This window comes from Ketobacter sp. GenoA1, from assembly GCF_003671475.1.
Lineage (GTDB): Bacteria > Pseudomonadota > Gammaproteobacteria > Pseudomonadales > Ketobacteraceae > Ketobacter.
Window position 1 is genome coordinate 535,645 of record NZ_RCHM01000023.1, and the last position, 15,991, is coordinate 551,635.

Consider the following 15,991-nt stretch of genomic DNA (forward strand, 5'->3'; position numbering starts at 1 on the left):
AATACATAATAATAAGGCATGAAAATATTACCCAAGAAATATTGCCCAAGAAAGATTTCCTATGAAACATTACTTATGAAACAGCGTAAAGTTGCTGACCATTCCAATTCAATTGCCAGCTTGTCCATGATGGCATCTGCTTTGGCCGGCAGAGCGTTGGAGGTGAAGTATGACGAAGCTCGAGTGGGTGCAGCATGGACCGATGGCAAGATCGTCTATGTGACCAGCGATGGCGATCTCAAATGTCAGTTAAGGCAAGTCTGCTCACAGTGTGCTTTGTTAGCATCAGGGAGTCTTGACAGGGATATCATCAAGCACTTTATACGAAAACCCAAACTGCTTGATCGTTACCTTGCGTTAGAAAGCAAGCGGGCGTTAAAAGAATTGTCTCATCTACTTCCGCCTTCTTACCCTGTAGAAGAATACAGTCGTTCCATTCCGGATTCAGAGTCCTCCTATAATTCTCTGGAGATTGCCTTGAGTAAGGCTGACATCGGTTTGGCACCCGCATCATTTGGTACTATTTGTCCACGTGAGATACTCGCGGCAGTTGCACAGGAGGGTGGTTCTGCCTCGGCCGGTAAGCATACTCCAAGGTCACAACAGAGCGAACCGATGAAGGAGTTATCGGATGAAGCTAACGATCACGAAGATGACAATGCACACGAATTCTCCAGCCCGGTAGGGGGCGGTGGGGGAATTGGTAAGTTACTGCAAAAGATGTTCAAAATGGTCCGAGACGTCAAAGGGGGAGGTTCCCCGGGTGCGGATGCGCCCACCCACTGGTCCAGAACCGGCAGCAGAGCAGGGGCCAAGGCCGTTCGATCTTCGGCACAGCCGGAGACGATAGAGGATGCCTTCGGCAAGCACGCAGGCATTCATTATCCCGAATGGGATACCCACAGACAATGTTACCGCCTCGATTGGTGTACCGTACAGGAAATCGATACACCGATTGAGTCCCATGCGGATGTGGAGTGGTTGAGCGGCATTGGTTTGCGCAAACCGATAACCCGTTTGGGAATGGGACTGGACCGGTTTCATCGTCAGATTCAGGGTGACGATATCGATCTGGATGCAGCCATTGAATCTTGGGTGGAACAAGCTGCGGGATCGGCTCCCGATGAGTACTGTTATGTAGAAAGTCAACGTAATCGTCGTGATTTATCCGTTCTGGTTCTATTGGATATATCGGGATCTGTATCCCAAGCCAGCACCAGTGGCCGCTCTGTCCATGAACAGCAGCGCAGTGTCGGTGCAGAATTGATAACCGTGCTCTATGAAGTGGGTGATCGGGTTGCGCTCTACGCCTTCCATTCTCAGGGCAGAGGAGCCGTGCATTTAGCGCCGGTTAAACGCTTTGAGGATAATCTGGATAGTCAGGTCATGAACCGCTTGTACAGTCTGAAACCGGGAGCCTATTCCAGACTGGGAGCAGCCATTCGCCACGGGACGACCGAACTGATTGATCATGGTGGTACAACGCGAAAATTACTGTTGGTGCTTTCAGATGGCTTGGCCTATGACCATGGGTATGAGCCCGCCTATGCAGCGGCAGATGTCAGGAAAGCGCTAGGGGAGGCTCGCCGCGATGGTGTTGGTTGCCTGTGCGTTAGTGTGGGCGCTGATACAGAAACGGAAACGTTGCGTCGTGTATTTGGCAGTGCCGCCCATGCCACCATTCCTCACCCGAATCAGTTGGGACGAGAAATCGGACGATTGTTTCGATCAGCACTGCAGTCAGCAGAATCACAACGCCGCATTGCATAATGGCTGCTTTTGGCAGCGAGATCAGGATAACGAAAGGCCAAACCGTATGAATATGACAAATGCTAACATAAAGAAAGAGTTTTCAGTTCCCTATTACGTTCCGGTAGGAAATGAGAAGGTAATTTTCACCGCGGCTTACAATCAGGGCCTGTCTATTCTGTTAAAGGGGCCTACCGGGTGTGGTAAAACCCGATTTGTTGAAGCCATGGCATACGAATTGGATCGTCCACTTATAACGGTGTCGTGCCATGATGATCTGACAACCGCGGATCTTGTGGGGCGCTATTTGCTCAAGGATGGCGTTACGGAATGGGTAGATGGCCCGCTCACCAGGGCGGTGCGAGAGGGTGCCATATGCTACTTGGATGAAGTGGTGGAGGCTCGCAAGGATACCACCGTGGTGTTGCATCCCTTATCGGACTATCGCAGGCAGTTACCCCTTGAACGTCTTGGTGTTACGTTGGATGCAGCCCCGGGTTTTTGCCTGGTGGTTTCCTATAATCCCGGTTACCAAAGCGTATTGAAGGACCTGAAAGATTCAACCCGTCAACGCATGGTCGCCATTGAATTTGATTACCCAACCCCGGAAGTGGAACAGGGGATCGTTGCCAAAGAGTCAAAGATCAGCAGTCTACAAGCGGCGAAACTGGTGAAACTGGGGCAGGCGATACGACGCCTGGAAACCGGTGGGCTGAGGGAAGTGGCATCCACCCGTGTACTCATTGCGGCCGGGCAACTGATGGCAGAAGGTTTGTCATTGCGGGACGCCGCACTTGCAGCCATTGCGGGCCCACTGACGGACGATATGCAGGTGGGTAACGGACTCAGAAAAATGGTGGAAGTGTACCTACAGGATTAAAGAAAATATGTGCTTTCAAGTCTGGATTGGGTGGGGAGCAAGGGTGCATTTATATTGCTCGTGAACCTGGCTATGCTCACCCCTCCAATAATCTTCTGCCAATGGGGCTACTTGAGTTTATTGTTGTCGGCATTCTAACTATACGTGTAAGTACTCAGTTGGGGCAGATTACAATGCCTCCACCACAACGCGGTTACGCTGCACTCCCAGGTCGATTTTACCATCCGCCGAGCGGATGCTGGCTTCAACCAGGTCACCGTTGCGAAGATATTGCTTGCGCTGTGATTGCACCTTTAAAAATAAATCCCACTTTGTCTTTTCCGGCAACAATGCGCCGATCTTCTGCTTGAACTGAGAGGGTATTGACAACGCACAACCTGCGGGCGTGCCGGTGGCGAGCAGGTCACCGGCCTCAAAATCCTGGACAGTGGAGAGCTCAGTAAGCGTCTCCGCAGGCCCGAACACCAGGTTTGCGGAACTGTCCTGTTGCCGCACTTCACCATTCACAGTGAGCTTTAACTGCAGGTTTTTAAGAGCCGTTATGCTGGAGGCATCCAGCAGCGTGAGCCAGGGCCCGACCGGTCCAAAGGTGCGGAAGGATTTGCCTTTATAGAATTGCATCTGCGGAATCTGGACATCACGTGCGGAGTAGTCGTTCACGATCACCGCACCGGCTACGTACTCGTGCAGGTTCTTATCGGTAATCGTTACTGCACCCTTGATCGCTTTGCGCAACACCAGGCCAAGCTCTATCTCGTAATCGAGGAATTGCACGATGCGCGGTTTAATGACGTCACTGTCAGCCGCCACAATGCAGCTGGATGCCTTGGTGAAGATCATGTTGTAGGTCTTCTCGTCAGGATCCATTCCCGATTCAATCATGTGTTGGCGATAATTCGCACCCTGACAGACGAACTGCTGATTTTGCGTCACCGGCGACAGTAGCTTTACTGCTGATTGTTCAAGTGTATTGCCTTCCAGGGCGGCAAGCTCGGCCAACGAAGTGCCGCGTATGAAGTCACCGGTGGTGGCAAACTCGCCGGGAACAGGTGTGATCTGGCTACCACGCATGACCCCCCACCGGACACGGCCTTGATATTCGAAGCGTGCGATATTGAGCGACATAAGCGGGATTTCCTTATTGAGAGTTGAAGCAGACAGTGTTGAAGCTTTGGGCTTTTCGACGGGTGCAGGCGACGGCTCACAAGCTGTGAGCGCGAGTCCACTGCCGGCAACCATCACCATCGACACGCCTGCCTGGAGAAGACGGCGGCGCTGAATATCGGTTTCAGAGGCGTTCATTGTCGGGCTGGCTCCTGTCAATAGCGCTTGTGGTAGAAATGCTGACAAAGTACGCATAACTGATGATATTGTCAATTATGATCAAATAATCCATAATCGGCCCATTCAGCATCAACCCTACCCGATGAAATCAGTTAGGAGCCTCCACCCCATGACCAAACACAAACGCCCCAAACAGGCTCCGAATGACGCTGAATCACCTCAGGCGGAATCAGCACCGGTATCGACAGAACCAACCCAGCGCGAACCCCGTGGTGAAAGGCGCAAGCGTTTGACACGTGAGAAGCTGCTGGATGCTGCTTTCCGACTGATGGCTGAGCGAGGCATGGATGCTGTTGCCATCAACGACATCACCGAGGCGGCGGATGTCGGCTTTGGCACGTTTTACAACCATTTTGCCTCCAAAGAGGCGATTTACCTGGCGGTGATGGATGCGTTGTTCGAAGATTTCGGCGACGCCCTCGAGCGCATTGTCGGTGATGTGGAAGATCCTGCCGAGGTTATCTCGATCTGTTTCCGCCATGGAATATTGCGTGCGCGCCGCGAGCCGCTGTGGGGAAAGTTCCTGGTAAGAGAGGGATTTTCAGCGCGGGCCCTGACACGGGGTTTGGGTGTTAGGCTGTTGCGTGACATTCAGATTGGCATCGCCAAGGGGCGCTTTACGGTACCCGATCCTTTTATGACATTCATCACCGCGGGTTCAGCGTTTCTCGGTGCCATCTCGGCTGATCTTGAGGATGCCCGTGATCAGACCGGTTTTCTGGAGCAGCTCGGCTTTTCCACCCGGGACTTTCCCGAGCGGGCCGCCACCTCGTTGCTCTACAATCTCGGGCTGCCCTGGGATCAGGCGCAACACATTGCGCGGCTTCCACTGCCGGTTGCAGGCCCCTCATGAAGCACGCTGTTATGAAAGGCGTCGTTATCCACCGTTATGGATCAGCTGCCGATGTTCTCAACATTGAGGCTGTTACAATTCCGGAGCCGCGCGCAAATGAAGTGCTTATTCGCCAGCATGCAACCTCGGTCAACCCCATCGATTGCCGTATGCGCAGCGGTTACGGACACGTGCTACTTGCGAAAATGCGAGGTTTTGAATTACCTCTGATCCTGGGCCGTGATGTGGCAGGGGAGGTGGTAAAGGTCGGGCCCAAGGTTACTGAGCTTCAGGCTGGTGACGCCGTGTTTGGTGTCCCGAGCCCCAAGGCCCAGGGCACTTATGCTGAGTATGTCATTTCGACCCCGGCGCATGTTATCCCTATGCCGAAGTTGCCTGAGTCTGAAAAGCCGTTTTCTTTTGAGCAGGCCGCCTCGCTCCCCTATGTGACCTGCACAGTGTGGGACGCGCTGGTGACAAAGGCAGGGCTGGGCCCAGGCAGCAGTAGCGGTAAAAAAGTATTTGTTCAGGGGGGATCCGGCGGCATCGGCGCACTGGCGATTCAGCTGCTCAAGTACTGGGGTGCTTACGTTGCCACCACCTGCAGCACCGCTCATATGGAGTCCGTGGCCGCGCTGGGTGCAGATCTGGTGATTGATTACACCAGCGAAGACTACAGCCGTCGGCTTTCAGGTTTCGATGTGGCTCTGGAAACCGTTGGTGGTCCCCTGGAAGAAAAAACTCTGGGTATTCTCCGAAGCGATGGCAAGGCGGTATTCGTCACCCTCATTCATCCTATCTTGCAAACGTTTGACGAATCTGGCTTGGTTTGGGGTGCCATTCGTAATCTCTCACAATTTCGAAAGCAAAAATGCCGTGCCGGAGCGCATGGAATACAGCGCTATTACTGGTCGACCTTCAAGCCGTCTGTCGATGCGTTGACTACCGTGCGCTACCTTATCGAAGAAGGGCGGTTGCAACCTCATATAGATCGCACGTTTTCTTTGACTGACATCATCACCGCCCATGAATACTGCGAGCAAGGCAAGGCGAACGGAAAAGTGGTGATCAACGTTGAGTAAACAATTTATTGACCAAATATCCCCTCCCGGGGGTTGGAAATCCCCCGGCGCCATGCGGCTGGGGCCGCTGTCGGATTCAGAATCGAATATTTGTCATCGGACGTTCAGTGCACTGGTGGTTCGGATTGGCCAGGTGAATGCAGCCAACCTGTTTCTAATGATGATGCGTAATTTCCGCCTGTTTGTTGCCTGGCTTGGTTTTGCCAGAAAGCTGATGCCCTACGGCGAGATTCCGCGGCGGGATACGGAATTGGTCATACTGCGCGTAGCCTGGAATTGCCGTTGTCGCTATGAATGGGGCCAGCATGTGGACATCGGCCTTCGTGCCGGCGTTTCTGTGGAAGATATTGTGCGAGTTCACAAAGGAGCAGACGCACCCGGTTGGGAGCCGCGCCTCCGGGCATTGATGCGCGCCTGTGACGAATTCCATCATCAGCGCATGGTCACCGACCAGACCTGGGCAGAGCTTGAAGACCACTACGATACGCCGCGCCTGCTTGAGGTGTTGATGCTGATCGGTCAGTACGAAGGCCTCGCTGGCGTGCTCAATAGCACCGGCCTACCGCTGGACATGGATCTTGAAAAGATCTTGGCGTCTGCTCCGATACACGATTGAAAGCGGCTTCCATCAATGCCAAACCCAGAGCGGTGCTAACAATCATTCTTTTCTTGAAGTAACCAGCAATAAGGGATGCGACGGGGTTCGGGTATCGATTGCAATACCGTGTGCGAAATTGAGATTCCAGGGTGCGTGGCCTTTCCCACCAACTCCATCGATTTACCATAAATACGCTGCTAGGAGTTCATATTACACCGGGCCGGCGGGGCGTTAAAATGACAGGAAGCTTCTGGTAACGCCGTACCTGCAGGCTACTGACCCACTGCGGTGAGTCAGCCGGGTCCAGAGCAATGCGGGACGTGCTCGCGAGCAGTAACTGCAACACGGTTAGCGCCTCCAGTCGGGCTAGGGGGGCACCTATACAGGTATGGATTCCCCGACCAAAAGTTATATGCTTTCTGGGGCGGGTCAGGTCGATGTTGTCTGGATTGATGAATGTCTCCGGATCCCGGTTACCTGCGCCCCAGAACAACAATACAGTAGAACCAGAAGGAATAGGGACATTACCCAACACTGTGTCTTTCGGCGTCGAGCGTAGATGAAATCGAAAGGGGGATTCCAGTCTGAGCACTTCTTCGATAAAGGCCGGAATTAAATCCGGTTGTTCACGCAGTGTGGTTTGTAAAGCCTGATCATCCGCCAGTATCCTGACGGCACTCCCCAACAAGCTGGTAGTGGATTCACCGCCTGCTGCCAGGAACAAGAGCAGGAATGCCCGGCCTTCCATTTCACTCAAAACACCAGCATCGATGCTGCGCTTGATGGAACCCAAAATATCCTGCTGATCAGTGGATGCAGAACGCAACTGAGTGCCAACCCAACGATAGGAGAGGTAGGAACGCAGCATACACCAGCCCAACTGGAAAATGGAGGAAGACCCACTGACCACTGCTGTTGAATCAAATGCCGCTTGCAGTAACTTATCTATGTTGCTCTTCCTGAAGCCGACCAGGTCACTGACGATCTTCATGGGTAGAGGATTACCGATTTCTGCCATAAAGTCGGCTTTCCCTTCCGACAGCGCCTTGTTGATACAGTCTTTGCCAACTGCTTCGATTTCCGGTTTCAGAGCCGCAATCGATTTCGCAGAAAAGTGGGAGAAAACAGCGGTCTTGTGCTGGGTGTGTAAGGGTGGGTCAGCGGTTGCCAGTACCGGTAAGGCTCCCGCTTTGTGTGTTATCCGTCCTGGCACGCCATTAAACCTGCGGTAAAGCACGCTGGTTAGACTGGATGAAAAGTCGTCTACGCGCCGAGTTGCCTCCACAAGGAGGGCATGGCGGGTCACCAGGTAGATAGAGGTTCCTGGAACCTGCCATACCGGCGCATTCTTTTGGAGCCGTTGATAAAAGGGATAGGGATTATCGAGAATTGCACGGTCCAAAAGCATTTTTGCAGGGATCGCCTGTGACATGCCGGGTGACTCCGTAGAGGCAAAGTGAAATACTGTGTCTATATTGTACTAAAATCCCAATATGACAGTATGCTGTCAATAAAATGTGGAGCTGTCAAGTGATCAAAATAACTGACAAAAATATAAACCCGGAAACAAACGACCTGATCGTGGAAGTATTCCGGCTGAATGGGTTGCTGCTGGCTACGGCAGACAAGCTGGTTTCCAAGTTTGGGTTGACCGGGGCCCGTTGGCAGGTATTGGGTGCGATTGCTAAGGTGGGAGTACCTGAAACCACCGCACGCCTCGCCAGAAACATGGGTTTGACACGACAGAGTGTGCAACGGGTGGTGAATGAAATGGTGGCTGAAGGCATGCTAACGCTGGAAGAAAATCCACACCACAAGCGTTCAAAACTGGTCGTTATGACAGCAAAAGGCGAAAAAGCGTTCCAGCAGGCGATAGACCTGCAGGGGCCTTGGGTAAAGGCATTATCCGAAGGGATTAGTAAGAAGCGACTCAAAGAAGCTAAAGAAGTCCTGACAATTATTGGCTCTAGGTTGAGCAATGATGGTTCGTGATATTTCTGTATTCCAGATTCCAGCGTGTCGCTTTCCAACACAGGGGAACTACAGCTGTTTCGTGGCCTCATTTTCTGGTGATACCAATGTGGTTGATTGTACTGGTGTTTATGTTTACTTTATTGCGTGAAACCTTTCAGCTCATTGGGCACGATCATCTGGTCCGTTTGCTAACTCAAGTGAAACAAAAATGAATGTAAAATATGTGTGTTCTGCGGGGTTGCTGTCATTGGCACCGTTGGCCCATGCCGATGGTGGGGACCGGGCCATGATGGAAAGGGTCTATGTATCACTGGGTGGATACAGTGTGTTTCGCGCGGATTCAACCATGTCTCTGGTGGAGAAAAACCTTGGTGTTGGAGCCGCATTGAGCCCAACCGATACCCTCGGTTTAGATATTGAAAGCACGGTCTTGAAGCTGGATGCTCACTATAGAATATCCCCCACCAGTCAAATCGCGGCGTCCTGGTATCGTTTTGACACGGATTCCAGCAAGACACTCAGAACCTCCGTAGATTGGGTCGATCCTGATGGTAACCAGATCACCATCGACGCGGGGAGCGAAGTTTCCAGCTCTATGCTCTACGATATCGTCAAAGTTGGCTATTACTGGTCGTTTCATCATACCGATAAAGTAGAGTTGAGCTTTGGTGGCGGTTTGCATATATCGAAGTTTGAAGTTGATCTGGACGTAAAAACAGATTCAACCGGTAATCCTACGACTCAGGAAAGCCGACGAGTGGCGCACACCGTCCCGTTGCCCACATTGGGTATAGCGCTTAACTACCGCATTAACCCTTCTCTGTACTGGTTTCTCAAGGCAGAGGGATTTTATATGAAATACGATGATTGGGATGGATCTTATTCCGAAACCCAGCTCGGAATAGAGTATGCCATTATGGACAATGTCGGCATTGGAGCCGCTTTGGCCAGTGATAGCCTAAGCGCGTCAGAAACAACGTCCGCTTACAAATTCGAGTATGATAATAAACTCAATGGCATCAACCTGTTTGTTTCCTGGTTTATGTAGATGTGAGGGTCTGCTGAGAATTCAGACCCTCGCAAACAGGCCCTCGCAAACAGGCTATGGCGTATACCAGATGGCGGAAGTATAGGCCCGTTCCTGAATCGTTAAACGCGTACCCTCCGGTGCAGTTATCCCAAATCGTTTCTGATCGTATGCAGTCCAGCGAGGCGTTGGTATCTCAATTACTCGTGCGTAATAGAACGCCCGCTCCTTTGGATTGAAATCGGGGTCTTTCCAAACTTTGATGAGTTCAGTCGCGCCAATGGTGTTGGTCCAGGTTGCGTTTTCGATATCAACGGTACTTCCAACGGCAGGAATTTTTCCTTCACTGTTTGGCTTGCGATTATCGCTCCAGGCCACGTCATAGACCTTTTCCTTCAGGTTGCCTTTTTGATCTAGCCATCCCTTAATGATTTGTATTCGGTCAAGGTTAGCGCCAATGGGATCCCGCAATGCGGCCACCAGGAAAGTGGGGGTCTTTCCGTTAGGGGCCGAGTGTATATCCCCACCCATAGGGACGCCCTTCAGGTAGCCGGTGTCTGCCGGGTTCCGGGTATTGGCATCCGCATCCTCAAATTCCCAACCGCCAAAGAAGCGCACGATCATTCTGGTGCCGGTGGTGGCGTAAGTTTCTTTTCGCTCCATAGCATCCCAGATGGATTCCCTGGTGTTTTCTTCAGCCCATACCGCCGCGTATCCAGACGAGCCCACTTCCCAATCATGAATAGTAATGCCTGTTTTCTTGTTATTCATGAACACCGCGCTGATACGCTCAGGGCTGGGTTCCTGTGGCGTGGTTTTTCCAAAGAAGTTTTCCTCCTCCAGTGCGGCGAGGCCAGTATGGGCATCACTACTACCCACCAACCCAAATTTATAAGGGTTGGTGCCCAGTTTCTCTTCCAGTTTCAACCCGGACTTGTAAGCACTTCGCGCGTATTCACCTGCTAACATGTCCTTTGTTTTAGCAACAGAGCCATCCAGGTTGCCTTTATCCCAGGTTTCAAAATCCGCAAATTCGTCATTGGGTGAAAGAGCAGGGTGGGCCTCGCCATCCCCTTTGGTCTGCGTTGCTTCGTATAGCCTTTCCCACTTTTCACGCTGCTGCACATAGCTTTTGTCCAAGCGCTTCCCGAAGCTCTTTTCAACCGGGAACATGGTGCCATTGCTGAGATTTCCATTGTGGGCAATGGCCAGCACCTGGCCACCGGTTTTGTCTTCGTAGTTTTGCATCCACTTCCACAGGTCCACCGGGTTCGCACTGCCGGCTGGAGGATACACGGTAAAAGGTTCTACCTGACTGGCTTTGTCGCCATTGTCTCGGAAGATGACGTTGCGGTGCAGGTTGTTGCCCTTAACCAGAGAAGTCCATTCGTAACCGATAAATGCGGTAAAGCGACCGGGGTCGTTGTATTCTTCCGCCGCGTCGATGGTATCCTGCCAGGCGTTTTTATAGGCCGCTGTGCCAGGTGCATACATTAGGGCTTTAGGAAAGGTGCCCTGGGAAAACTGGGTTATAATATCCAGTGCTGCTTGGGCGCCTTTGCCTTCCTGGATCATCTGGTACCATTTCTTACCCATCGGATCGGCGAGAATATTGGGATTTCCCGCGAACAAATCCGGAAACATTCCCATATTGTCGGAATGATCCGCAACCACTAAAAAGTCCAAAGGCCGAGCCAGTTTCGCCGGTTGTCCGGAGGAGGCCATGACCTGATCCCCCCGTGCAAAGCGGTAGGCGTCACGGGGCGTCAACTTAGCGCCGAAGGCCCCAGCATCCATGGAAAACCCAGTATGCAAATGGGTGTCACCGAACAAGGGGCGGGTGGGGAAGTTACGGTTTACATAAGGGGAATAGGCTTTGCTCTTGTGAACCTTCTCTGCCGTTTTCGCATCAAGGCTTCCAATATCATGCGCATGAGCGCTACCTGGAAACAGAGTGGCGGCCCCCAATAGCGCGACCAGGCATCGGACTTTCTTCATGTTGGAACTCCTTGTCAGTAGATTGCTTTCTCGCTTAAAAACGGGCTTCGGTTCCATACTAATTCCAGAAAGCGACAGTACGTTCTATGGTCCAGAACGCGGCAAGGGAACCAGCAGCATAAGCCGGTACACCCCGCGTTATAATGGTCGAAACGCTTAAGTAGCGCTTAATCAATCCGACCAACAGTAAAAGAACGGCTACAAACCCCAATTGACCTATCTCAACGCCCACATTGAAAAACAGCAGCGCAGCGGGGATATCCGTCTGCGGTAAGCCAACTCGCTCCAAAGCGGCGGCAAAGCCGAGGCCGTGCAGCAAGCCGAAAGTAAACGCCACCAGCCAGGGGTGTTGTTCGGCTATGCCGGGGTTGCCTCGCTGTGACCGAATAATTTCGCTGGAGACAAACACGATACTGAGCGCGATACAGGCCTCTACCGGTGGGACAGGAACCCGTATTACGGATAATGCCGCAAGGCTTAATGTAATGCTATGGGCAATAGTAAAGGCCGTAATGGTCCACACTAATTTACGCAGGTTCGGCACCAGAATCATCAGGACCAGCACAAACAACAGGTGATCGAAACCGATCAAAATATGCTCAACACCGAGCGTGAAATAAGTCCGTATCGTTTCAGTCATTCCGGGTGGAGCCGTCACCCTATGAGTTGGAGCATCCGGAGTTACGCGGTTGATTGAGACCCTTCCATCCAGGTACTGGATTCGCAACAACACTTCAGAGGCTATTTTTTCCAATCCGTCTATGTGAATTGGCAGGCCTGTCAGCCCTCCGCTGCGCTCTATGGCCCAGCGTTGCAAATGAGCACCTCCAATATAACCGTCCACGGGAACACTCAGCGTACGGGTTTGAGTATCAAATTTTACATCCAATGCCAGGCGCTGAGCTGCTCCCTTTGCAGGCACTTTCCACAATACCTGGAATCGATCAGGAGCAATTTCAGACAACTGAAGATAGGCGGGGCGGATATCGTCGGCCGAGACGCGTTGAATAAACGTGTTCAACAGTATTGCCACTACAATGACCAGTGTCTGAAACTTCATCGCTAACTCCCTCCTTGCTGGGGAGATAGACGTTCTGATTCGATCACTATGGTGTAATTGGCTCGAAGCTGTTCCAGCAGCTGGGCCTTCATCTGTTGATTTCTAGTGTTTCTCCACTCTCGTAGCACTTCCTTTTGCACCGACACTAGAGGGGGTATTTGAGGTGGTTGATAGGCGCTGATCCGTACCAAGTGGGTTCCCAATCCTGATGTCAAAGGTTCACTCCACTGATCAAGGGGTAGCTTTTCCAGACTTTTAGCAAATCCGTTTCCGAATATTCGATCAACCTCAAAGTCGGTTACTTGCTCAAATCTTTCCGGGATCAGGCTGCGCGCTCCGGCTACCTGCTCGCCTTTTCGTAACCGCTCCTGAATAATCTCGACCTGCGCTTTGATGCCGCCCTTTGACTGGTCGATCTTGATATATATCTGCTCAAAACTGAAGCGTGCTGCTGTTTGGAATTGTTCGGGGTTTTGTTCCAGGTACTGTTGTAATTCGGTGTCGGAGGGTTCCTCTAAGCTGGTGGCCTCCATGGTGAGAAATTCCAGTTTCTGGCGCAGCCTTCGACGTATGACACTGTCATTGTTGTCTAGTCCCATTGTCAGTGCCTGTCGATAGAGGATCTCCTCTACGATAAAATTGTCGATGATGCCTTTTAATTCTTCGTCAGACGGCGCGCGATTCCAGGTACGTTCAAAACGGGCAATCAGTTGTTCAATACGACCAGCATCCACCACGATTTCCCTATGGTCGGCCATGCTGGCTGGATTAACCCATAGATAGGTGACAAAAAGAAGCGCACCGATTACAACAAAATGAAGAAAAGGATCTTTTAACAGTTTCACAGCGATTTCCCACTGCCAGACGTGGCTTCGGGCCTCCATGACACAATTCGCATGCGAGCATGAGAGGGGTGATTGAGAGGGCCAATGGAGCGGGGCAATTCAGTCCCCTTGCTATCGACCGATATTACTATATAACCAGCTCAATATGGTATAGCCGGATCAATCAGGAAGTGGCCATCGGGCTGATTGAGGTTTGAACTTTCGCATGTTCACGCGCTGTTTCTCGATGGCGTTTTTGAATGGCCTATATTAGGAATAGTTAGAATGAACCGAAGAATAGCAGTATGCTTACCTTAACATGCATGCTACTTCGATAAGAAGCCGATTTTTCAGAGTAAAAGACCAATATCATGGTGAGAAAAACATTAACTTTAAATGCTAAACGAAATAAAGATTCCAAGTCCGTTGATAAGATGACCGAGGATGTCTCTCAAAGTGACCCGCAGAAGTGCTTTTTAAAGGGTGTAGCCATCAATCCTTTTGAGTGCATTGGTCTTGAATCAGGTTCTCAGCAGCTTACTGTGCGCGCCATGGATTTGATCACGCCAATCGGGATGGGGCAGCGAGGTTTGATTGTCGCTCCACCGGGTTCCGGAAAAACGACGATTTTGAAGCATATTTGCCAGGCGGTGGGCAAAGCGTATCCCGATATAAGGCTATATGCGTTGCTTATTGATGAGCGTCCGGAAGAGGTCACTGATTTTAAGCGTAGCGTGCCGGCCCAGGTACATGCTTCTTCCTCCGATGAAAGTTATGATCAGCACGTGCGCATAGCCAACGACCTGCTTGACACGGCACGCCGGGAGGCTGGCGAAGGTCGTAATGTCATGATTGTGATTGATTCACTCACACGGCTTTCACGAGTACATAATGCAGAGCAGAAGGGCGGCGGCCGTACAATGTCGGGCGGAATTGACACCAGGGCAATGGAGATACCACGAAAATTGTTCGGTGCCGCCAGAAAGATTGAAGGTGGCGGGTCGCTTACCATTCTTGCGACCGTTCTCGTTGATACCGGCAGCCGGATGGACCAGGTTATATTTGAAGAATTCAAGGGTACGGGCAATATGGAACTGGTCCTGTCGCGCGAGGTAGCAAATCAGCGAATTTTTCCCGCGCTGGATATTGCAAAGAGTAGCACGCGCCGCGAGGAGATTCTTCTGGATTCGAAGGATATTGAAAAAGTAAGACGGTTACGCAGGGCGCTTGTCAACCTTAAGCCTGTTGAGGGTGCGAGGAGACTGGTCGAGTTACTTGAAAGATACCCAACGAACGCTGAGCTATTGAATCAATTCTAAAATGTCATGCTACGTCCGCTTGTGGCCGAGGGGTGAGATACGCCTCACCCGCAGTGACGATGTAGTTGATCTGGCTCTCCAGCATATAGACGATGGAATTGTGGCCCAGATTGGTGTTCGGGCCGCAAAGCATGAACAGGTTCGGGAAGCCGCTCACGGTGATGCCGGTGTCAGGCGGCGTCTCCGCGGTTAGATCGGCATCACTTCATTCAGGAATCCCAACTGAGGCTTTAGCGCATCGGGGAAGCAAGGCTCAAAGTAGGGATCGAAATGATCCGCATCGATCTGGACCACGCTGAGATGGGAGTTGGCCACCTTGCACACTTTGTCTTCGACGAATGGCGCTACCGTGTCTCGGGTTGCACCCACGATCAGCATCGGAACCTGCACGTCCTTGAGGCGGGTCCAAGGGCGGTAGAACCCGATTGTCAGCACGGAGCGCGCGGTCACACGGTTCACATATTTTGCGTCGGGGTGTGCTTCGAGCCCCATTTGCAGCGCCTCCCAGGCATTGTCCCGGTCCATGGTGCCGAACTCGCCTTTGCGCGCCACCGTCGGGACTTGAATTGCGGTGCCGGGCTTCAGCCATCCAGCGACACCAAGCCCCAAGAGCTGGACCATCCGCGGTAGGGGCGTGGCACGTAGCGTCACCAGGCCGTCCAGCATGGGTACCTGTATGATGGCGCCGTGCAGATCGGGATGCTGTGTTGCAAGATCGACCACGTGGCCGCCGCCAAATGACGTGCCCCACAACACAATACGGTGCGCGGCTACCTGAGGCTGGCTTTTGAGATGTGCCAACGCGGCGCTTGCCGCCTTCACGCGCCGCCAGGGGTTAATATCCTGACGCGGCCAGCCGCCACTCAAACCCCAGCCGGGAAAATCGAATTCCATGACGGCATAGCCTGCGGCCACAAAACGGTTCACGAAAGAAATCGTCAGCGCCTGCTGTACACTGCCCCAGCCGCCGACCATCAGGATTCCCGGCAGTTGCGTGTCGCCTGTTCCTTCTGGGACGTGAAGCATGGCGGAGCAGGTGTCACCCCCCGTGACAAAAGTGGACTTTATAACTCTCGTTGTGATGTCAGACGTATCTGGATTGCTCCGGTTGATCATATTTGCCTCTGCGATTGTTTTTTAGTTATCCGGAAGGTCAGGCGCTTCAAGTGCGGCAAACAACTGAAGCCGTTCACCCGTGGAAAGCTCATCCGAGGTTCCCGCGGATATGACCTCGCTCATAGTCATATCCTGCATTGTGTTGAATGGCGTTCAACAGATAGTAACCAATTGTTGAACGATATTCA

14 protein-coding genes and 1 pseudogene are annotated in these 15,991 nt (G+C 52.1%); 8 read left to right on the forward strand and 7 right to left on the reverse strand.

Annotated elements, in window-relative coordinates:
- Positions 1–18: 18 nt before the first annotated feature.
- Together D9N13_RS11015 and D9N13_RS11020 are read left to right on the forward strand one after the other, a co-directional pair.
- Positions 19–1,770 carry a nitric oxide reductase activation protein NorD gene (locus D9N13_RS11015; protein ID WP_290589445.1) on the forward strand — a complete coding sequence of 584 codons (1,752 nt, stop codon included), beginning with the start codon at positions 19–21 and terminating at the stop codon, positions 1,768–1,770.
- Positions 1,771–1,816: 46 nt separating this feature from the next.
- Entirely contained in the window at positions 1,817–2,629 is an 813-nt protein-coding gene (locus D9N13_RS11020) for a CbbQ/NirQ/NorQ/GpvN family protein (RefSeq protein ID WP_290589448.1), read from the forward strand.
- Positions 2,630–2,797: 168 nt separating this feature from the next.
- On the opposite strand, the gene D9N13_RS11025 is transcribed toward D9N13_RS11020, so the two are convergent.
- Positions 2,798–3,754 carry a fumarylacetoacetate hydrolase family protein gene (locus D9N13_RS11025; protein WP_317622498.1) on the reverse strand — a complete coding sequence of 319 codons (957 nt, stop codon included), beginning with the start codon at positions 3,752–3,754 and terminating at the stop codon, positions 2,798–2,800.
- A gap of 328 nt (positions 3,755–4,082) precedes the next feature.
- Here D9N13_RS11025 and D9N13_RS11030 point away from each other — a divergent pair, with 328 nt between their 5' ends.
- The 3 genes from D9N13_RS11030 to D9N13_RS11040 are packed head-to-tail and all read left to right on the forward strand — an operon-like array spanning position 4,083 to position 6,503.
- The gene (locus tag D9N13_RS11030) at positions 4,083–4,826 is read left to right on the forward strand and encodes a TetR/AcrR family transcriptional regulator (RefSeq protein ID WP_290589453.1); all 744 of its coding nucleotides are present in this window, start codon (positions 4,083–4,085) and stop codon (positions 4,824–4,826) included.
- Positions 4,823–5,887, forward strand: a complete 1,065-nt coding sequence (locus tag D9N13_RS11035) for a zinc-binding dehydrogenase (RefSeq protein WP_290589456.1) — start codon at positions 4,823–4,825, stop codon at positions 5,885–5,887. Before D9N13_RS11030 ends, D9N13_RS11035 begins: the two co-directional genes overlap by 4 nt.
- A complete protein-coding gene (locus D9N13_RS11040) occupies positions 5,880–6,503 on the forward strand; it encodes a carboxymuconolactone decarboxylase family protein (RefSeq protein ID WP_290589459.1) in 624 nt (207 codons plus the stop codon). The genes D9N13_RS11035 and D9N13_RS11040 overlap by 8 nt, the downstream gene beginning before the upstream one ends.
- Before the next feature lie 187 nt (positions 6,504–6,690).
- On the opposite strand, the gene D9N13_RS11045 is transcribed toward D9N13_RS11040, so the two are convergent.
- On the reverse strand, positions 6,691–7,698 hold the full coding sequence (locus tag D9N13_RS11045; RefSeq protein WP_290589462.1) for a cytochrome P450: 1,008 nt from the start codon (positions 7,696–7,698) through the stop codon (positions 6,691–6,693).
- Positions 7,699–8,015: 317 nt separating this feature from the next.
- Here D9N13_RS11045 and D9N13_RS11050 point away from each other — a divergent pair, with 317 nt between their 5' ends.
- Positions 8,016–8,477: a MarR family winged helix-turn-helix transcriptional regulator gene (locus D9N13_RS11050; RefSeq protein WP_290589465.1), complete on the forward strand. Its 462-nt coding sequence runs from the start codon at positions 8,016–8,018 to the stop codon at positions 8,475–8,477.
- A 190-nt stretch (positions 8,478–8,667) separates the two neighbouring features.
- Positions 8,668–9,507: a hypothetical protein gene (locus tag D9N13_RS11055; RefSeq protein WP_290589468.1), complete on the forward strand. Its 840-nt coding sequence runs from the start codon at positions 8,668–8,670 to the stop codon at positions 9,505–9,507.
- 54 nt (positions 9,508–9,561) lie between these two features.
- On the opposite strand, the gene D9N13_RS11060 is transcribed toward D9N13_RS11055, so the two are convergent.
- From D9N13_RS11060 to D9N13_RS11070, 3 genes are read right to left on the reverse strand one after another with little or no spacing between them, the layout of a single operon-like run.
- Entirely contained in the window at positions 9,562–11,484 is a 1,923-nt protein-coding gene (locus D9N13_RS11060; RefSeq protein WP_290589471.1) for a DUF3604 domain-containing protein, read from the reverse strand.
- 58 nt (positions 11,485–11,542) lie between these two features.
- A complete protein-coding gene (locus tag D9N13_RS11065) occupies positions 11,543–12,544 on the reverse strand; it encodes a HupE/UreJ family protein (protein WP_290589474.1) in 1,002 nt (333 codons plus the stop codon).
- Positions 12,545–12,546: 2 nt separating this feature from the next.
- Entirely contained in the window at positions 12,547–13,389 is an 843-nt protein-coding gene (locus D9N13_RS11070) for a peptidylprolyl isomerase (RefSeq protein WP_290589476.1), read from the reverse strand.
- A gap of 350 nt (positions 13,390–13,739) precedes the next feature.
- On the opposite strand from D9N13_RS11070, the gene rho reads away from it, so the two are divergent.
- A complete protein-coding gene (gene rho / locus D9N13_RS11075; RefSeq protein WP_290589479.1) occupies positions 13,740–14,687 on the forward strand; it encodes a transcription termination factor Rho in 948 nt (315 codons plus the stop codon).
- Positions 14,688–14,706: 19 nt separating this feature from the next.
- On the opposite strand, the pseudogene D9N13_RS24250 reads toward rho, so the two are convergent.
- A pseudogene (locus D9N13_RS24250) lies at positions 14,707–14,853 on the reverse strand (4-hydroxyacetophenone monooxygenase); the annotation flags it as partial.
- A 23-nt stretch (positions 14,854–14,876) separates the two neighbouring features.
- Positions 14,877–15,803 carry an alpha/beta hydrolase gene (locus tag D9N13_RS11080; protein WP_290589482.1) on the reverse strand — a complete coding sequence of 309 codons (927 nt, stop codon included), beginning with the start codon at positions 15,801–15,803 and terminating at the stop codon, positions 14,877–14,879.
- Positions 15,804–15,991 lie beyond the last annotated feature (188 nt).